This is a genomic window from Micromonospora olivasterospora (assembly GCF_007830265.1).
Taxonomy (GTDB): Bacteria; Actinomycetota; Actinomycetes; order Mycobacteriales; family Micromonosporaceae; genus Micromonospora; species Micromonospora olivasterospora.
Window position 1 is genome coordinate 1,352,259 of record NZ_VLKE01000001.1, and the last position, 16,792, is coordinate 1,369,050.

General features: G+C 71.2%; 18 protein-coding genes. 3 read left to right on the forward strand and 15 right to left on the reverse strand.

The genetic code is table 11. The features are described from left to right. Window positions 1–19: 19 nt before the first annotated feature. Entirely contained in the window at window positions 20–1,486 is a 1,467-nt protein-coding gene (gene murA, locus JD77_RS05990; protein WP_145773394.1) for a UDP-N-acetylglucosamine 1-carboxyvinyltransferase, read from the reverse strand. Here murA and JD77_RS05995 point away from each other — a divergent pair. Beyond that, window positions 1,485–2,057, forward strand: coding sequence for a cob(I)yrinic acid a,c-diamide adenosyltransferase (locus JD77_RS05995; RefSeq protein ID WP_145773395.1), 573 nt, complete (start codon window positions 1,485–1,487; stop codon window positions 2,055–2,057). The two genes, murA and JD77_RS05995, sit on opposite strands and share 2 nt — an antisense overlap. 59 nt (window positions 2,058–2,116) lie before the next feature. Beyond that, the gene (locus JD77_RS06000) at window positions 2,117–2,500 is read left to right on the forward strand and encodes a VOC family protein (protein WP_342799678.1); all 384 of its coding nucleotides are present in this window, start codon (window positions 2,117–2,119) and stop codon (window positions 2,498–2,500) included. Between the two features lie 61 nt (window positions 2,501–2,561). On the opposite strand, the gene JD77_RS06005 is transcribed toward JD77_RS06000, so the two are convergent. From JD77_RS06005 to JD77_RS06070, 14 genes are all read right to left on the reverse strand, one after another. Beyond that, window positions 2,562–3,158: a hypothetical protein gene (locus JD77_RS06005; protein ID WP_145773397.1), complete on the reverse strand. Its 597-nt coding sequence runs from the start codon at window positions 3,156–3,158 to the stop codon at window positions 2,562–2,564. Between the two features lie 1,119 nt (window positions 3,159–4,277). Continuing rightward, the gene (locus JD77_RS06010) at window positions 4,278–4,733 is read right to left on the reverse strand and encodes a DUF2550 domain-containing protein (RefSeq protein ID WP_145773398.1); all 456 of its coding nucleotides are present in this window, start codon (window positions 4,731–4,733) and stop codon (window positions 4,278–4,280) included. Window positions 4,734–4,745: 12 nt separating this feature from the next. Next, window positions 4,746–5,030, reverse strand: a complete 285-nt coding sequence (locus JD77_RS06015; protein ID WP_145773399.1) for a F0F1 ATP synthase subunit epsilon — start codon at window positions 5,028–5,030, stop codon at window positions 4,746–4,748. 111 nt (window positions 5,031–5,141) lie between these two features. Next, a complete protein-coding gene (locus tag JD77_RS06020; RefSeq protein ID WP_145773400.1) occupies window positions 5,142–6,290 on the reverse strand; it encodes an LCP family protein in 1,149 nt (382 codons plus the stop codon). Between the two features lie 217 nt (window positions 6,291–6,507). Next, the gene (atpD, locus tag JD77_RS06025; protein WP_145773401.1) at window positions 6,508–7,944 is read right to left on the reverse strand and encodes a F0F1 ATP synthase subunit beta; all 1,437 of its coding nucleotides are present in this window, start codon (window positions 7,942–7,944) and stop codon (window positions 6,508–6,510) included. Further along, entirely contained in the window at window positions 7,944–8,873 is a 930-nt protein-coding gene (locus JD77_RS06030) for a F0F1 ATP synthase subunit gamma (protein WP_145773402.1), read from the reverse strand. The genes atpD and JD77_RS06030 overlap by 1 nt, the downstream gene beginning before the upstream one ends. Before the next feature lie 9 nt (window positions 8,874–8,882). Next, complete coding sequence (atpA, locus tag JD77_RS06035) at window positions 8,883–10,523, reverse strand: F0F1 ATP synthase subunit alpha (RefSeq protein WP_145773403.1); 1,641 nt, start codon at window positions 10,521–10,523, stop codon at window positions 8,883–8,885. A gap of 101 nt (window positions 10,524–10,624) precedes the next feature. After that, on the reverse strand, window positions 10,625–11,446 hold the full coding sequence (locus tag JD77_RS06040) for a F0F1 ATP synthase subunit delta (RefSeq protein WP_145773404.1): 822 nt from the start codon (window positions 11,444–11,446) through the stop codon (window positions 10,625–10,627). Further along, window positions 11,446–11,985: a F0F1 ATP synthase subunit B gene (locus JD77_RS06045; protein ID WP_145773405.1), complete on the reverse strand. Its 540-nt coding sequence runs from the start codon at window positions 11,983–11,985 to the stop codon at window positions 11,446–11,448. The genes JD77_RS06040 and JD77_RS06045 overlap by 1 nt, the downstream gene beginning before the upstream one ends. 28 nt (window positions 11,986–12,013) lie before the next feature. After that, window positions 12,014–12,247 carry an ATP synthase F0 subunit C gene (locus tag JD77_RS06050; RefSeq protein WP_145773406.1) on the reverse strand — a complete coding sequence of 78 codons (234 nt, stop codon included), beginning with the start codon at window positions 12,245–12,247 and terminating at the stop codon, window positions 12,014–12,016. A gap of 71 nt (window positions 12,248–12,318) precedes the next feature. Continuing rightward, window positions 12,319–13,116, reverse strand: a complete 798-nt coding sequence (gene atpB / locus JD77_RS06055) for a F0F1 ATP synthase subunit A (protein WP_145773407.1) — start codon at window positions 13,114–13,116, stop codon at window positions 12,319–12,321. 11 nt (window positions 13,117–13,127) lie between these two features. Further along, entirely contained in the window at window positions 13,128–13,364 is a 237-nt protein-coding gene (locus tag JD77_RS06060; RefSeq protein WP_145773408.1) for an AtpZ/AtpI family protein, read from the reverse strand. Between the two features lie 182 nt (window positions 13,365–13,546). Continuing rightward, complete coding sequence (locus JD77_RS06065; protein ID WP_145773409.1) at window positions 13,547–13,978, reverse strand: hypothetical protein; 432 nt, start codon at window positions 13,976–13,978, stop codon at window positions 13,547–13,549. Next, the gene (locus JD77_RS06070; RefSeq protein WP_211372500.1) at window positions 13,971–15,260 is read right to left on the reverse strand and encodes a serine hydroxymethyltransferase; all 1,290 of its coding nucleotides are present in this window, start codon (window positions 15,258–15,260) and stop codon (window positions 13,971–13,973) included. The genes JD77_RS06065 and JD77_RS06070 overlap by 8 nt, the downstream gene beginning before the upstream one ends. Before the next feature lie 35 nt (window positions 15,261–15,295). Here JD77_RS06070 and JD77_RS06075 point away from each other — a divergent pair, with 35 nt between their 5' ends. Beyond that, window positions 15,296–16,768 carry an SDR family oxidoreductase gene (locus JD77_RS06075; RefSeq protein ID WP_145773411.1) on the forward strand — a complete coding sequence of 491 codons (1,473 nt, stop codon included), beginning with the start codon at window positions 15,296–15,298 and terminating at the stop codon, window positions 16,766–16,768. Window positions 16,769–16,792 lie beyond the last annotated feature (24 nt).

Sequence of the window (16,792 nt, forward strand, 5' to 3'; positions counted from 1 at the left end):
CCGCGCGGCCGGCGCCCGGTCAGATCTCCAGGGCCGGCTCGTCCGGTACAGTGCCCCGCTCGACCTCCACCCCCAGCGCCCGCAGGTCGGCGACGAAGTCCGGGTAGCCGCGGTCGACGTGGTGCACGTGGGAGACCTCGGTGACCCCGTCGGCGCACAACCCGGCGATGATCAGCCCTGCGCCGGCCCGGATGTCGGTGGCCCGGACGGGCGCGCCGGAGAGCCGGTCCCGCCCCCGGACAACGGCGTGATGGCCGTCGGTCTTGATGTCCGCGCCCAACCGCATCATCTCGTTGGCGAACATGAACCGGCCGTCGAAGATGTTCTCGGTGATCAGGGACGCCCCCTCGCTCACCGTGGCGAGCCCGATCGCCATCGGCAGCAGGTCGGTGGCGAAGCCCGGGTACGGCAGGGTCACCACGTCCACCGCCCTCGGGCGGTCCGCCATCCGTACCCGGAAGGCGCCCTCGCGGGTCTCGACCAGGCCGCCGGCGCAGACCAGCTTGTCCAGCGCGACCTCCAGGAACGCCGGGTCGATGCCGGTCACGGTCACGTCGCCCCGGGTCATCGCGGCGCCGAACGCCCAGGTCCCGGCGACGATCCGGTCCCCCACGGTCGCGTGCCGCACCGGCCGCAGCTCGGACACCCCCTCGATGCGCAGGGTGGAGGTGCCCTCCCCCTCGATGCGGGCGCCCATCCGGATCAGCATCGAGCAGATGTCGACGATCTCCGGCTCCCGGGCCGCGTTGTCGATCACCGTCGTGCCCCGGGCCAGCACCGCGGCCATCACCAGGTTCTCGGTGGCGCCGACGCTGGGGAAATCGAGGACGATGTCCGCGCCGTGCAGCCCGTCCGGGGCGTCGGCGATGACGAAGCCGTGCTCGCCGGAGATGTCGGCGCCCATCCGGGTCAGCCCCGAGATGTGCATGTCCAGCCCCCGGGAGCCGATGGCGTCCCCGCCGGGGTGGGCCACCCGCACGTACCCCCGCCGCGCCAGCAGAGGGCCGAGCACGCAGATCGACGCCCGCAGCCGGCGTACCAGGTCGTAGTCGGCCTCCGCGCCCGGCTGCTCCGGCACGTCGATGGTGACCGACCGGGAGCGGGCCACCCCGCCCCGGGCCACCATCGGGTCGACCGGGTCGTCGGCGTCGAACCGTACGCCGCAGCCCAGCCGGCGCAGCACCTCCCCCATGATGGCGATGTCCGTGATCCGGGGGACGTTGGTGATCACGCTTCGCCCCGGCGCGAGCAGCGCGGCGGCCATGAGCTTGAGCGCGGAGTTCTTCGCCCCGACGACGTGCACCGTCCCGCCGAGCCGGGCGTTACCGGCCACCCGGATGACATCGACGTCGTTGACCGCCGGGTCGCCGGCGTCCCCGGGGCCGACGCCGGCCGGCCGGCTCTGCTCCGGTGGACCCTGCTCCAGCCGGCCCTGCTCCGGCCGCATCGGGATGGTCAGGTCCGGGATCCGTAGGCTGTGCGTCATGGCCGTCCACCTCACGCGCATCTACACCAGGGCCGGCGACGCCGGCACGACCAGGCTGAACAACAACGAAGAGGTCGCGAAGACCGATCCGCGGATCGCCGCGTACGCCGACGTGGACGAGTGCAACGCGGCCATCGGGGTCGCGATCGCGCTCGGGCAACTCGACGACGAGCTGCGCGCGGTGCTGGGGTCGATCCAGAACGACCTGTTCGACGTCGGCGCCGACCTGGCCACGCCGGTCGAGCCGGACCCGAAGTACCCGCCGCTGCGGGTGACCGAGGAATACGTGCAGCGCCTTGAGGGCTGGTGCGACGAGTACAACGAGCGCCTGGCCAAGCTCGACTCCTTCATCCTGCCCGGCGGGACGCCGGGCGCGGCGCTGCTGCACGTGGCACGGACGGTCGCCCGGCGGGCCGAGCGCGCGGCGTGGGCACTGGTGACCCACGATCCTGACCGGACCAGCACACTTCCGGCAAAGTATCTCAACCGGCTCTCCGATCTGCTCTTCATCCTGTCAAGAACGGCAAATCCGGCGGGCGACGTGCTATGGGTCCCGGGCGGTCAGCGCTGAACGGGGAAGCGTCAGGCTCGGTTGACGCCCGGGGCCCGACTGCCGCCCCCGCCGGCGGGCTGCACCACGTCGAGGTCTGGGTGCCGGACCTGCCCGGGGCGATCCGCAGCTGGGGCTGGCTGCTGCGCGAGCTGGGCTGGACCCCGCACCAGGACTGGCCCGCCGGCCGTTCGTGGCGGCTCGGTCCGACGTACCTCGTGCTGGAGGAGTCCCCGGCGCTGTCCGGACGAAACCACGATCGGCTCGCCCCCGGCCTGAACCACCTCGCCTTCCACGCCGGGCCGCCCGCCGCGGTGGACCGGCTCGTCGCGGCCGCTCCGCGTCACGGCTGGTCACTGCTCTTCCCGGACCGCCACCCGTACGCGGGCGGTCCGCAGACGTACGCCGCGTACCTCGCGAACGACCAGGGCTACGAGGTGGAACTGGTGGCCTCCCCCACCTGACCCGGGTACGCCGTTGGCCGGGTCCCCGGTTCGGGGACCCGGCCAACGGGTTGCGCTTCTGTCAGCTGTTCCAGTGCTGGGCGACCAGGTCGGCGGCCTGCTGCTCCCACTGGGCGTACGCGTCCGGGTAGGCCGACACCTGCACCGTCTGCGCGGCGTCGGTCAGCGGCATGTCCTGCCACCCATCGACCTGCCGCAACCCCTTCAGGAACGCGGTCGTCGAGTACTCCGGGTCGGTGATCTGCTCCGGGGTGCCCCAACCCGACGACGGGCGCTGCTGGAACAGGCCCAGCGAGTCGTGGTCGTTGGCGTCACCCAGGTGCCCCAGGTTCTCCAGCTTCGACTCCTGCAGGCTGGTGGCAATCGAGATCACCGCCGCCCGCTCCGGCAGACCGGCCTTCTTCGTCGCGGCGATGATCGCCTTCGCGTTACCGGTCTGCTCCCCGTCCAGGGTGAGGTGCGACTGCGCGCCCTGCACACCGTGCGGGATCAGCTTGCTCGTGTCGGGCTTGTCGGCCTGCACGGCCACCGCGACCGGCTTCGCCTCGACCGTGGAGGCGGCGGTGGTGTCGTGGTGCAGGGGGCCGGCGGCGAGGCCACCGGCGAAGGCCAGACCGGCGATACCGAGAACGCTCTTACGCAGCAGCATCGTGTTCATGATCGAAAGCTCCATTCGGGGGTCGACGCACACCAAAGGGGGGACGGCGTGCGCAAGCACCGCCAGGCGCTCGAAGGGGGAAAGTCTCTGCCCGGTGCGACCGCGGGGCAGGGATGCCTCGCGCGGGCGGGGTGCCTCGTCGCGGCGCCGGGAACCATGTCCAACGACCGGCGGCCCACCATCATTCCGGCCCGCTGTTACACGTGGGCACTCCGGCTCGGTGTTGCCCGGGGCATTGCGGCCCGCTGTTGCCCGGGCATTGCGGCCCGCTGTTGCCCGGGCATTGCGCCCCGCTGTTGCCCGGGCATTGCGGCCCGCTGTTGCCCGGGCATTGCGGCCCGCTGTTGCTCGGGGACGGCGGTGGCTGCTCGGTCGTGCGTCACGTGTAACGACCCCACCCCCGCCACGATTCCGCCCCCACGATGCCCCCGGTCACACCCAGACGCACCACCGGAACGGACATAAGCCGCGGATCGACGCACCCGGTGCCGGGTGATCCACCCTCATGTCGCCGACATGGCGGCATCCCGCCGGCTGGACACCCCAATGTCGCCGACATGGCGCCGATCACGGGCCCCCACGGACAGCCCGCGGGGGCCAGGCGAGGTCATATCCGACAAAGCGCTTGAAGCGGACCGAATCGGATGGACCGAGATCAGACCAACCGCGCCGAGACCGCGGCTGATCAGACCCGGGCCGGGTTGATCCACGCGAGGTCACCGACAACGCAGAGCTGATCAGACCGCGGGCGGGCTGATCCACGCGAGTCACCGACACGGCGGAGCCGCCCGGAGACCCTGGCAGGATTCGGCCGCTCCAGGGCCCGTTCCGCACCAAGATCTTCAAGAGCCGAGGCGCGCACCCGCCCATGCCGCCGCACAGCGGCGACCCCGACCGACGCACCCCAAGATGCGGACAACTTCGCTGAAACTGCTGCCTCAAGCCGTCGGGAGGCCGCAGTTTCAGTGAAACTGCGCGGATCTTGGACGCGGGCGCGCGGGGACGCGCACACGGGCGGGCCGCGCAACCACCACACGCCGGGACCGGACGGCAGCGGAGAAAGCGCCGCAGTGCGGAGAGCAACCGCGGCTAGGAGAGCGACCGCAGCGAAGGAAAGGGTCAGGCCGCGGGCCAGTCCTGGGAGGCCAGACGCGGCGAGGCCGCCCCGGGCGGGGCGGCCTCGAGCCAGGAGAGGAAGCCGGTGACCGTGGAGCGAGCCATGGCGATCTCCACGGGCACCCGCTGGCTGCTACAGCGGAGGATCACCCAGTCGGCGGGCATGGAGAGCCGCTCCTGCCCCTCGGGCAGCCGCCGCCGCTCCACGACCAGCGTCTTGCGGGAGAGCACCCGCTTGGGGCGCAGAGCGAAGCTGAACATCCGGTACCAGCGGAGTTCTTCGCCGGAGAAGCGGCCGAAACCGGGCGACCAGCCCCGGCCGTCGAGGATCGTGGAGACCCGGACGCTGAGTCGGATGATCCCGCCGCTGCGGGTCACCAGTGCCCGCCGGACGAAGAGGATCAGGAGAGCGGCGAGCACGGCGGCGAGGCCGATGCCGATTCCCTCCACGATCTCCATCGGCGGGTCGGCTCAGCGACTCTGCGCGGCGGAGACGGGGGTGGCGGTCTCGGCCAGGACCGTTACGCCCTGGCTGCTCACCGAGAGGAAGCCGCCGGCCACCTCGTACGACACCTGCTCGCCGCCGGGGAGCTTGATCCGGACCTGGCCGGGCTCGGCGAGCTGGCCGAGCAGGGGCGCGTGCCCCGGCAGCACGCCCAGCTCACCCTCGGTCGTCCGGGCGACGACCATCTCGGCCTCGCCGGACCAGACCTTCTCCTCGACGGCTACGAGCTCGACGTGAAGCTGCTGTGCCACGCTGTCTCCTTGCTGCGGCGGCGGATTGTCAAAAGTCTAGTCGCGCCGCCTGTGCGCCCCCAACGCGGGTGGCGTAAGCTGCGCCACCCGTTTCGGGACCGCCCGGCGGTCCTACTTGGTCTTGTTGCGGAAGTCCGGGTGCTCCAGAAGGAACTGGTCCAGCCGTTCTTCCCGCAGTGCGGCGAAGAAGTCCTCCGCGAGCGGCAGCAACCGCTCGCCCTTGTACGCCCGGCCGGCGCCGATGCTCGTCCCCGGCAGCTTGATCAGCTCGACGTTGCTAGAGCGGATGTTCTTCAGCGCGAGCGCGAAGTCGACGACGCTGTTACCCCGGCCATTGAAGATCAGCGACTGCCCGGCGGCCCGGAGCACGTTGTCCAGCTTGATCGGGTTGGCCACCACGTCGGCGCTGAACGCCTGGTCGACCATCGCCTTGATGAACTGCTGCTGGTGGCGCTGCCGGCCGTAGTCGGCGTCCGGGACGCCGTTCTTCGGGTAACGCTGCCGGACGTAGTCCAGCGCCTGCCACCCGCTCAGGTGCTGGTCGCCCTTCTGGTAGACCGCCTGCGGGCCGATGTAGCCCTCACCGTTCGGGTTGCCCTTGCGGTGCACCCCGCTCGGCTCCCGGTGCTCGGAGCGCACCTCGCGCTCGATGTACATGTCGACGCCGCCCATCGCGTCGACGATCTTCTGGAAGCCGGTGAAGTTGATGATCGCGCCCGCGTCGAACCGGTCGATCCCGGTCACCTGCTGCACTGTCATGGCCAGCAGCTCGAAGCCTCGCGCGGCGTCCGGGTTCTGACCCGGGACCCGGCTGCCGTACGACATGGCGGCGTTGAGCTTGTCGGTGCCGCCGTGGAACTCCGCCTTGCTGAACTTCGGGATCTCCACCCGCAGATCCCGCGGCATCGAGAACAGGTACGCGCGGTCGAGCTCGGCCGGCACGTGCAGCACCATGATCGAGTCGGCCAGCGGCGGGGTCTCCGGGTTGCGCGGGTCGATGCCGACCAGCAGGATGTTGAGTGGGCCCTTGAGGTCGGTCTTGCGCTGCTGGGCACCCGCGGCCTGGTCGCCGAAGAGGTCGCCCTTGCCGATCGCGCCCTCGTAGCGCGACAGCAGCGCCTCGTAGCCCACCAGCATCGTGCCGCTGAGCAGCATGAGCACGGCGCCGAACACCGTGCACACCCGCGCCCAACGCGGGACGAGCGCCCACCCGGACGGTTTCCTCCTCCTGCCGTCCTTGCCGGCCTTACCCACGATCATCTCCGTTCGTCACGCCCACGAGTAGGAGACGGGCGTACGCAGCCGAATAGTTGCAGTGACCACCGCTCGCCCAGGGGAAGACGGCGTGGATCGACGGTACCTCGCGCACGGCGGTCCCGCCGGTCGGTGAACCGGACAGCGGAGATCATAGGGCCTCAACATGAACGAAAACCGCCCCGGTATGCACCGGGGCGGTTTCGTTGGTGTGAGGAGGACCCTAGCCCTTCATCAGCTCCGCGGCCTTGCGCTCCAGGTCCTCAAGACCGCCGCACATGAAGAAGGCCTGCTCGGGGAAGTGGTCGTACTCGCCCTCGCTGATCTTCTTGAACGCCTCGATGGTCTCCTTGATCGGGACCGTCGAGCCCGGCACGCCGGTGAACTGCTCGGCGGCGTAGGTGTTCTGCGACAGGAAGCGCTCGATGCGCCGGGCCCGGCCGACGACGAGCTTGTCCTCCTCGGAGAGCTCCTCGATGCCCAGGATGGCGATGATGTCCTGCAGGTCCTTGTACTTCTGCAGGATCCGCTTGACCTCGGTGGCGACCGCGAAGTGCTCGGCGCCGACGAACTCCGGGGCGAGGATCCGGGACGAGGACGCCAGCGGGTCCACGGCCGGGTAGATGCCCTTGTCGGAGATCGACCGCTCCAGGTTGGTGGTCGCGTCGAGGTGGGCGAACGTGGTGGCCGGGGCGGGGTCGGTGTAGTCGTCCGCCGGCACGTAGATCGCCTGCATCGAGGTGATGGCCTGGCCCCGGACGGAGGTGATCCGCTCCTGGAGCTCGCCCATCTCGTCGGCCAGGGTCGGCTGGTAACCCACGGCGCTCGGCATCCGGCCGAGCAGCGTGGAGACCTCGGAACCCGCCTGGGTGAAGCGGAAGATGTTGTCGATGAAGAGCAGCACCTCCTGCTTCTGCACGTCGCGGAAGTACTCCGCCATGGTCAGCGCGGAGAGGGCGACCCGCAGCCGGGTGCCCGGCGGCTCGTCCATCTGGCCGTAGACCAGCGCCGTCTTGTCGATGACGCCGGACTCGGTCATCTCGGCGATGAGGTCGTTGCCCTCACGGGTGCGCTCACCCACGCCGGCGAACACCGACGTGCCACCGAAGTTCCGGGCCACGCGGGTGATCATCTCCTGGATGAGCACCGTCTTGCCCACGCCCGCGCCGCCGAACAGGCCGATCTTGCCGCCCTTGACGTACGGGGCGAGCAGGTCGATGACCTTGATGCCGGTCTCCAGCATCTCGGTCTTCGGCTCCAGGTCCGCGAAGGCCGGGGCCTTGCGGTGGATCCCCCAGTGGTCGTCCGCGTTGAGCGTCTCGCCCTCGGTGAGGTTGAGGCACTCGCCGATGGCGTTGAAGACGTGGCCCTTGACCGCGTCGCCCACCGGCACCCGGATCGGCGAGCCGGTGTCGCGCACCTCGGTGCCACGGACCAGGCCGTCGGTCGGCTGCATCGAGATGGCGCGGATCAGGTTGTCGCCCAGGTGCTGGGCGACCTCCAGGGTCAGCGTCTTCTGGCCGCCGGACAGGGTCACGTCCACGTGCAGCGCGTTGAACAGGTCCGGCATGCCGTCGCGCGGGAACTCGGCGTCGACGACCGGGCCGATGACCCGGACCACGCGACCCGTGGCCGTCTTGGTCTCTACTGGGGCAGTCATCACACTTCACTTCCCGACGCGGCCAGCGCGTTCGCGCCGCCGACGATCTCGCTGATCTCCTGGGTGATCCCGGCCTGGCGGGCCGAGTTCATCTCACGCGTGTACTTCTCGATCATCTCTTCGGCGTTGTCGGTGGCGCTCTTCATCGCCCGCCGCCGGGCCGCCGACTCGCTGGCCGCCGACTCCAGCAACGCCGCGTAGATCCGCGTGTTGATGTACTTCGGCAGCAGCGCGTCGAGCAGCGCCTCCGCCTCCGGCTCGAACTCGTACGCCGGGAGCAGGCCCTCGGACCGCGGACGGTCCTCGACCTGCATCGGGCCGATGATCCGCGTCACCGGGTTCTGGGTCATCAGGGACTTGAACTCGGTGAAGACGATGTGCAGCTCGTCGATCCCGAGCACCCCGTCCGCCCCCGCGCTGCCGTCCGTGTCGTCCGCCCCGGCGGTGAACGCCTTGATCAGCGTCTCCCCGACCGTGCGGGCGTCGGCGAAGCCCGGCTGCTCCGAGAAGCCCGTCCAGCTCGCCTCGATCGGCCGGTCCCGGAACCGGTAGTACTGCACGCCCTTGCGCCCGATGACGTAGAGCACCGGCTCCTTGCCGTCGGCGCGCAGCCGGGCGATCAGCGACTCCGCCGTCCGGATCGCGTTCGAGCTGTAACCACCGGCGAGGCCACGGTCGGCGGTCACCAGCAGGACGCCCGCCCGCCGCACCCGCTCGCGCGGGGTGAGCAGCGGGTGGTCGATCCGCGCGTTGGACGCCAGCGCCGTGAGCACGCCGGTGATGGCCTGGGCGTACGGCAGGGACGCCTCCACCCGGGCCTGGGCCTTGGCGATCCGGCTCGTCGCCACGAGCTCCATCGCCTTGGTGATCTTCTTCATCCCCTTAGCGGATCGGATCCGCTGACGAAGAACGCGTACCTGGGCCGCCATCCGTCAGCCCTACTGCTTCTCGGCGGTGTCGCGGTAGCGGGTCACCGACTCGCGGTTCTCCTCGCCCTCCATGGGGGCGGCCGGCGCCTCGTTGATCCGAGGCTCGTCCTCCTTGCCCAGGAAGAGCTTCTTGAACTCGGTGATCGCGGCGTCCAGCGAGGCGATGATCTCGTCGTCCCACTTGAAGTCGGCGATCCCCGCCAGCACGCCCTCGTGCTTGTGGCGCAGGTACTGGAGGAACTCCGACTCGAAGCGCTTGATCTCGCCGACCGGGATGTCGTCGAGCTTGCCCTCGGTGCCGGCCCAGACGGAGACGACCTGCTCCTGCACCGGGTACGGCGAGTAGTTCGGCTGCTTCAGCAGCTCGACCAGCCGGGAGCCACGCTCCAGCTGGGCGCGGGACGCCTTGTCCAGGTCCGAGGCGAAGGCCGCGAACGCCTCCAGCTCGCGGTACTGGGCCAGGTTGAGCCGCAGCGAACCGGAGACCTTCCGCATCGGCTTCACCTGGGCGGCGCCGCCGACCCGGGAGACCGAGGTGCCGACGTTGATGGCCGGCCGGACGCCCTGGTTGAACAGGTCGGTCTCGAGGAAGATCTGGCCGTCGGTGATGGAGATGACGTTGGTCGGGATGAAGGCCGAGATGTCGTTGGCCTTCGTCTCGATGATCGGCAGGCCGGTCATCGAGCCGCCGCCCAGCTCGTCGGAGAGCTTGGCGCAGCGCTCCAGCAGCCGGGAGTGCAGGTAGAAGACGTCACCCGGGTACGCCTCGCGGCCCGGCGGGCGGCGCAGCAGCAGCGACACGGCCCGGTACGCCTCGGCCTGCTTGCTCAGGTCGTCGAAGACGATCAGGACGTGCTTGCCGCCGTACATCCAGTGCTGCCCGATGGACGAGCCGGTGTACGGGGCGAGGTACTTGAAGCCGGCCGGGTCGGAGGCCGGGGAGGCGACGATGGTGGTGTACTCCATCGCGCCGGCCTCCTCCAGCGTGCCCTTGATCGAGGCGATCGTGGAGGCCTTCTGGCCGATGGCGACGTAGATGCAGCGGACCTGCTTCTTCGGGTCGCCGGAGCGCCAGTTGTCCCGCTGGTTGAGGATGGTGTCCAGCGCGACGGTGGTCTTGCCGGTCTTTCGGTCGCCGATGATCAGCTGCCGCTGGCCCCGGCCGATCGGGGTCATGGCGTCGACGGCCTTGAGGCCGGTCTGCATCGGCTCGGAGACGGACTGCCGGGACATCACGTTCGGGGCCTGGAGCTCCAGCTCGCGGTAGCCCTCGTTGGCGATGTCGCCGAGGCCGTCGATCGGCTGGCCGAGCGCGTTGACCACGCGGCCGAGGAAGGCGTCGCCGACCGGCACGGAGAGCACGCGCTCGGTGCGCTTGACGCGCTGCCCCTCCTCGATCCCGCCGAAGTCACCGAGGACGACGACACCGATCTCCCGGACGTCGAGGTTCAGCGCCACGCCGAGCGTGCCGTCCTCGAACTCCAGGAGCTCGTTGGTCATGGTCGAGGGGAGGCCCTCGACGTGGGCGATGCCGTCGCCGGCGTCGGCGACGGTGCCGACCTCCTCACGGGAGACGGCGGTCGAGTAGGAGGAGACGTAGCGCTCCAGGGCGCCGCGGATCTCCTCCGTCGAGATGGTCAGCTCGGCCATCCTCTGCTTCCTTCAAGTATCAGGGGCCCGGGATACCTAGTACCGACCGGTCCGAATGGCGTCTGGCATTCAGTGCTTCGCGGGTCGCCGGTGCGTGCCGGTCAGCGCTTGGCGAGCGCGTTGCGGGTCTCGTTGAGGCGGCGCAGGACGGTGCCGTCGTACAGGTCGGAGCCAACCCGGACGCTGACGCCACCGAGGATCGAGGGGTCGACCGTCTGCTTGACGGAGACCTCCCGACCGTACATCGCGGAGAGCCGGGCACCCAGGCGGCGCTCGTCCTCGTCACTCAACGGGGCCGCCACGGTGACGTACGCGACCTGCCGGTCCCGCCGGTCGGCGGCGAGCTCGACCAGCCGGGTGAGCGAGCCGGTGAACGATCGCCCGCCGAACCCGCCCAGCGCCACCTCGACGAGGCGGACGGTGACCGGGCGGGCCTTGCCGGCCAGCAGCTCGCGGGCCAGCCCGGCCCGCTGCTCGGCCGGGGCGATCGGGTCGGCGAACGCCGCGGAGAGCGCGGGCTCGCCGGCGACCACCTGACCGAAGCGGAACAGCTCGTCCTCGACCTCGCCGAGGTCGCCGGCCGCGTCGGCGCTGGCGAGCAGCGCCTCCACGCCCAGCCGCTCGGCGCCGTCGAGCAGCTCCGACGGCGCCGACCAGCGGTCGGACACCAGCGCGGTGAGCAGGTCGAGCGCGTCCGCGCCGATCTTGCCCTGGAGCATCCCGGAGAGCAGCCCGGCGCGGTCCGATCCCGGCCGGGCCGGGTCGGACAGCGCCCGGCGCAGCCGCGGCTCGCGCCGCAGCAGGCCGGCGACGGCGAGCAGGTCGTCGGCGGTGGTGGCCACCGCCGACGGCTCCGCACCCCGCGCGTACGCCGCCAGGCGCCCGGTCGCGGCCTGGTACGACTCCCGGCTGGCGGCCTGCATCAGCGGGCCCCCGTGCTCTCGAGGTCGTTCAGGAACCGGTCGACGGTGCCCTTGCGGCGGGCCTCGTCGGCCAGCGACTCACCGACGATCTTGCTGGCCAGGTCGACCGCGATCGTGCCGACCTCCGTGCGCAGCTCGCGCACGATGGTGGCCCGCTCGGCGGCGAGCTGCTCCTTGCCGGCCGCGATGATCCGGTCGGACTCCTCCCGCGCCTTGGCGAGGATGTCCTGGCGGATGCCCTCGGCGTCGGCGCGGGCGTCGTCCCGGATCCGGGCGGCGTCGGTCCGCGCCTCGGCGAGCTGGGCCCGGTACTGCTCGAGGAGCTGGTTGGCCTCGGCCTGGGCGGCCTCGGCGCGCTTGATGCCACCCTCGATCGCATCGACGCGGGCCTGGAACGTCTGCTCCATGCGGGGGAAGACGAACTTCATCAGCACGACGCAGAGCACGATGAAGGCGATGCCACCGACCACCAGCTCCTGCCAGAGCGGGATGATCGGGTTGTGGGTGGATTCACCACCCTCAGCGGCGAGCAGGAACATGGGAAACCTCCCGGTCTAAGGGCGGGACTTAGAGGTTGCCCTGCCAGATGAAGCCGAAGGCGATGCCGAGCAGCGCGAGCGCCTCGATGACGGCGAAGCCGATCCAGACGTACGGCAGGGTGATCCGCGACGACTCCGGCTGGCGGGCGGTCGACTGGATGTAGGCGGCGAAGACCAGGCCGACACCGATGCCCGGGCCGATGGCCGCGAGGCCGTAGCCGATGGCGGCGGTGCTGCCCTCTACCGCGGCGAGAACGTCCATTGGTTTGGTTCCTCCTGGTTATCACGCGTGACGGTCACGCGGGACGACAACGGGTGGTGCGAGAAGGTGGATCAGTGTTCCTCGGCGAGGGCGCCCTGCACGTAGCTGGCGGTCAGCACGGTGAAGACGTACGCCTGCAGGCAGATCACCAGGAACTCGAGGAAGGTGAGCGCGACGGTCATCACCCAGGACAGCACCGAGACCGGGGCCAGCCAGGTGTTGGCGCTGATCATCGCGAAGCCGCCGAGCGTGAAGACCAGCAGGAGCATGTGGCCGGCGAACATGTTCGCGAAGAGACGGACGGCCAGCGAGAACGGCCGGACCAGGAAGGTCGAGAAGAACTCGATCGGGATCAGAATCGGCAGGATGTACCAGGGGGCCGGCGGGATCAGCGAGTTCTTGAAGTACTTCACGAAGCCGTGGTGCCGGATGCCGATCCAGTTGAACATCACGTAGCTGATCGCGGCGAGGAAGGCCGGGAAGGCGATGTGCGAGTTCGGCGAGATCTGGAAGAACGGCACGATCGCGAAGAAGTTCGTCAACAGGATGAAGCAGAACAGCGTGGTGAAGTACGGCGCGAACCGCACACCCGCGTGCCCGATCATGTCGACGGCGATGTTGTTCCGGACGAAGCCGTAGATCGACTCGGCGATCCACTGCTTCTTCGTCGGCACCAGCTGCGGCTTCCGGTAGCTGGCCAGGAAGAAGATGATCAGGACGCCGACGGCGATCCAGACCATGGCCGTGATCTTGGTGAACCAGTACGAGTTGTGCTCACCCCACGGGAGGATGCTGGGCAGGTAGAAGTCCTCCACGCTGGGTGGGAAACCTGCCGCGCCCTGTGCCAGGACGTTCGCCTGTCCGAACACCGCGTCCCTTCCTAAGTAGGCGTGCCCAGTCGGCGGACGACCAGGACGATCCCCCCGGCCATGCCGAGCACGACGCCGATCCCGGTGGCGATGCCGCCGGTGTCGAGCCACTGGTCGACCAGCCAGCCGATGAAGCCCCACACGAGCATGCCCGCGATCAGGTAGCTGAGCGCGGTCCAACCCTGGCCGGCTCCGGTCGGAGGTTCGTCCGGGCCGCCACTGGGTCGGGGGGTTTGGTCACCAGCCATGACGGGGCGAACGATATCAGCCATGCAGACGAGGCTGTGCCTCACCCCCCGCACAACCGTCGTTGTGTGGGCGTCGGGCGGGAAAATCGTCTGTGGGCACGCTACTCCCCTCACGCCAGCGAGAGAATGACCGGTACCGGACACATTGGCGCGTCGTCCGAAGCGTGGGACGGCGGGGCGGATCAGCCCTGCTGGCGGCGGGTGTGCACCGTGGTCAGCCACCAGATGTGCACGCCGGTCCACACCGCCACGCCGGCCGCGATGCCGAGGCAGAGCGGGACCAGCCCCGCCCAGCCGCTCGACGCGACCAGCACCATCACCCCGCCGAGCAGGGTGAGCTTGGCGACGTAAAGGCCGACGCCGAACGGCAACACCAACTGCGGGTTGCGGGCGTCGGCCCAGGCCAGCACGACCGTGGTCAGCGTGTAGCTGAGGGCGGTGACGGCCACCCCGGCGGCCACCCCGAGCGCCGCGTCGGCGCCGCCGGTGACGCCGCCGACGGCCGCGCCGAGCGCCGCCAGCACCACCGAGGAGAGCACCAGCACCGGCAGGTGGCGCAGCCGCCAGCCCCGGTCCGCGGCGGCCCGCGCCGCGTCCGCCGTCGGCTCAGCCACGGGGGTACGCCGGGAAGGCGGCGACCAGGTCGGCCACGTCGGCGGCGATCCGGGTCAGCTCGTCGGCGCCGCCGGGGGCGGCCGGGTCGGTACGCACCGCGCGGGCGATGAGCGCGGCGACCTGCCGCATCTCCCCCTCCCGCATGCCCTGGGTGGTGACGCTCGGGGTGCCCACCCGGACGCCGGAGGCGACCATCGGCTTCTGCGGGTCGTACGGGATCGCGTTCTTGTTCAGGGTGATCGTCGCGGCGTCGCAGCGGGCCTCGGCCTCCGCGCCGGTCACCCCGGCCTCCCGCAGGTCGACCAGCGCGAGGTGGGTGTCCGTGCCCCCGGACACCGGGCGCATGCCCTCGGCGGCCAGCCCGTCGGCGAGCGCCCGGGCGTTGGCCACCACCTGGGCGGCGTACGCCCGGAACTCCGGCTGGGCGGCCTCGCGCAGGGCGACCGCCTTGGCCGCGACGGCGTGCATCAGCGGGCCGCCCTGGGTGAACGGGAAGACGGCCTTGTCGATCCGCTGGGCCAGCGACTCCCGGCAGAGGATCATGCCGCCGCGCGGGCCGCGCAGCACCTTGTGGGTGGTGAAGCAGACGACGTCGGCGTACGGCACCGGCGACGGGATGGCCCCGCCCGCGACCAGCCCGATGAAGTGCGCGGCGTCCACCATCAGGTAGGCGTCCACCTCGTCGGCGATCTCGCGGAACCGGGCGAAGTCGATCAGCCGCGGATAGGCGGTCGCCCCGCAGATGATCATTTTTGGCCGGTGCGCGAGGGCCAGGTCGCGCACCTCGTCGTAGTCGATCAGCTCCGTGTCGCGGCGGACCCGGTAGCCGACGGTGGCGAACCACCGGCCGGAGAAGTTCACCCGGCTGCCGTGGGTCAGGTGCCCGCCGTGCGGCAGGTCCATCGCCAGCACCGTGTCGCCCGGCTGCACCAGCGCGGCGTACGCGGCCAGGTTGGCGCTCGCCCCGGAGTGCGGCTGGAGGTTGGCGTGCTCGGCGCCGAACAACTCCTTCGCCCGGGCAAGGCCGATCTCCTCGGCCCGGTCCACCTCGCCGCAGCCGCCGTAGTAGCGCCGGCCCGGGTAGCCCTCGGCGTACTTGTTGGTCAGCGTCGAGCCGAGCACGGCGAGGACCGCCGGCGAGGTCAGGTTCTCGCTGGCGATCAGCTGCAGGCCGCCGCGCAGCCGGTCCAACTCGCCGAGCACCACCCCCGCTATCTCCGGGTCGGTGGCGCTGAGCTGGTCGAAGTCCGGCCCCCAGAAGGTGCTCGTCGCGTTCTCCACGACGAAGAAGTCTATGGGGCCGCACACTGGAGGCCGTGAGATGCCTCGTCACGGGCGCCACCGGGTACGTCGGTGGGCGCCTCGCGCCCCGGCTGCTCGCCGAGGGACACACCGTACGCTGCCTGGCCCGTCACGCCGGCCGGCTGCGCGACGTGCCGTGGGCCGCGGACGCCGAAATCGCCGAGGCGGACCTGCGCGCGCCGGAGACCCTGCCGGCCGCGTTCGACGGCGTGGACGTCGCGTACTACCTCGTGCACTCGCTCGGGCAGGCCGGCTTCGCGAAGGCCGACCGGGAGGCGGCGGCGAACTTCGCCGCCGCGGCCCGCGGCGCTGGCGTACGGCGGATCGTCTACCTCGGCGGGCCGGAGCCGGCGGCGGCCGACCGGGCCGAGTCGCCGCACCTGCGCTCGCGGGCCGAGGTGGGACGGATCCTGCTGGCCAGCGGGGTGCCGACGGCGGTGCTGAGGGCGGCGGTGATCATCGGGTCGGGTTCGGCGTCGTTCGAGATGCTGCGGTACCTGACCGAGCGGCTGCCCGTGATGCTCACCCCGCGCTGGGTCCGCAGCCGGGTCCAGCCGGTCGCCGTCCGGGACGTGCTGCGCTACCTGGCCGGCTGCGCCACCCTGCCGCCGGAGGTCAACCGCGCCTTCGACATCGGCGGCCCCGACGTGCTCACCTTCGAGGCCATGATGCAGCGGTACGCCTACGTCGCCGGGCTGCGCCGGCGGGTCGTCGTGCGGGTACGGCCGCTGACCCCGGCGCTGTCCTCGTACTGGGTCGGGCTGGTCACGCCGGTGCCGAACGCGATCGCCCGCCCGCTGGTGGAGAGCCTGACCCACGAGTCGGTGGCCCACGAGCACGACATCGCCCGGTACGTCCCGGACCCGCCGGGCGGGCTGACCGGCTTCGACGACGCGGTGCGGCTGGCGCTGGCCAAGGTCCGCGACGCGGCGGTGGAGACCCGCTGGTCCACCGCGAGCGTGCCGAACGCCCCGGCCGAGCCGCTGCCCAGCGACCCGGGGTGGGCCGGCGGCACCGCCTACACCGACGTACGCACCCGCGCCGTGGACGCGCCGCCGGCCGCGCTCTGGCGGGTGATCGAGGGCGTCGGCGGGGAGCACGGCTGGTACTCCTTCCCGCTCGCCTGGGCGGTGCGCGGCTGGCTGGACCGGCTGGTCGGCGGCGTCGGGCTGCGCCGGGGCCGGCGCGACCCGCACCACCTGCGGGTCGGCGAGGCGCTGGACTTCTGGCGGGTCGAGGAGATCGAGCCGGGGCGGCTGCTGCGGCTGCGCGCCGAGATGCGGCTGCCCGGCCGCGCCTGGCTGGAGATGCGCGCCGAGCCCGCCGACGGGGGCCGCAGCCGGTACGTCCAGCGCGCCGTCTTCCTCCCCCGCGGGCTCGCCGGCCACGCCTACTGGAGCTCGGTGGCCCCGTTCCACGCGGTCGTCTTCGGCGGCATGGCCCGCAACATCGCCCGGGGCGCCGAGCGGGTCGCCGCCCGCTCCTGAGCCGTGTCCGGCCCGCTCGGCACC

Bases quoted from the DNA above. Each gene is read 5' to 3' on its own strand.
- atpD (WP_145773401.1), bottom strand. From the start codon at position 7,944: ATGACTGCCCCAGTAGAGACCAAGACGGCCACGGGTCGCGTGGTCCGG.
- atpA (WP_145773403.1), bottom strand. From the start codon at position 10,523: ATGGCCGAGCTGACCATCTCGACGGAGGAGATCCGCGGCGCCCTGGAG.
- JD77_RS06060 (WP_145773408.1), bottom strand. From the start codon at position 13,364: ATGGCTGGTGACCAAACCCCCCGACCCAGTGGCGGCCCGGACGAACCT.
- JD77_RS05995 (WP_145773395.1), top strand. From the start codon at position 1,485: ATGGCCGTCCACCTCACGCGCATCTACACCAGGGCCGGCGACGCCGGC.
- JD77_RS06030 (WP_145773402.1), bottom strand. From the start codon at position 8,873: ATGGCGGCCCAGGTACGCGTTCTTCGTCAGCGGATCCGATCCGCTAAG.
- JD77_RS06020 (WP_145773400.1), bottom strand. From the start codon at position 6,290: ATGATCGTGGGTAAGGCCGGCAAGGACGGCAGGAGGAGGAAACCGTCC.
- JD77_RS06005 (WP_145773397.1), bottom strand. From the start codon at position 3,158: ATGAACACGATGCTGCTGCGTAAGAGCGTTCTCGGTATCGCCGGTCTG.
- JD77_RS06045 (WP_145773405.1), bottom strand. From the start codon at position 11,985: ATGTTCCTGCTCGCCGCTGAGGGTGGTGAATCCACCCACAACCCGATC.
- JD77_RS06050 (WP_145773406.1), bottom strand. From the start codon at position 12,247: ATGGACGTTCTCGCCGCGGTAGAGGGCAGCACCGCCGCCATCGGCTAC.
- murA (WP_145773394.1), bottom strand. From the start codon at position 1,486: ATGACGCACAGCCTACGGATCCCGGACCTGACCATCCCGATGCGGCCG.
- JD77_RS06010 (WP_145773398.1), bottom strand. From the start codon at position 4,733: ATGGAGATCGTGGAGGGAATCGGCATCGGCCTCGCCGCCGTGCTCGCC.
- JD77_RS06040 (WP_145773404.1), bottom strand. From the start codon at position 11,446: ATGCAGGCCGCCAGCCGGGAGTCGTACCAGGCCGCGACCGGGCGCCTG.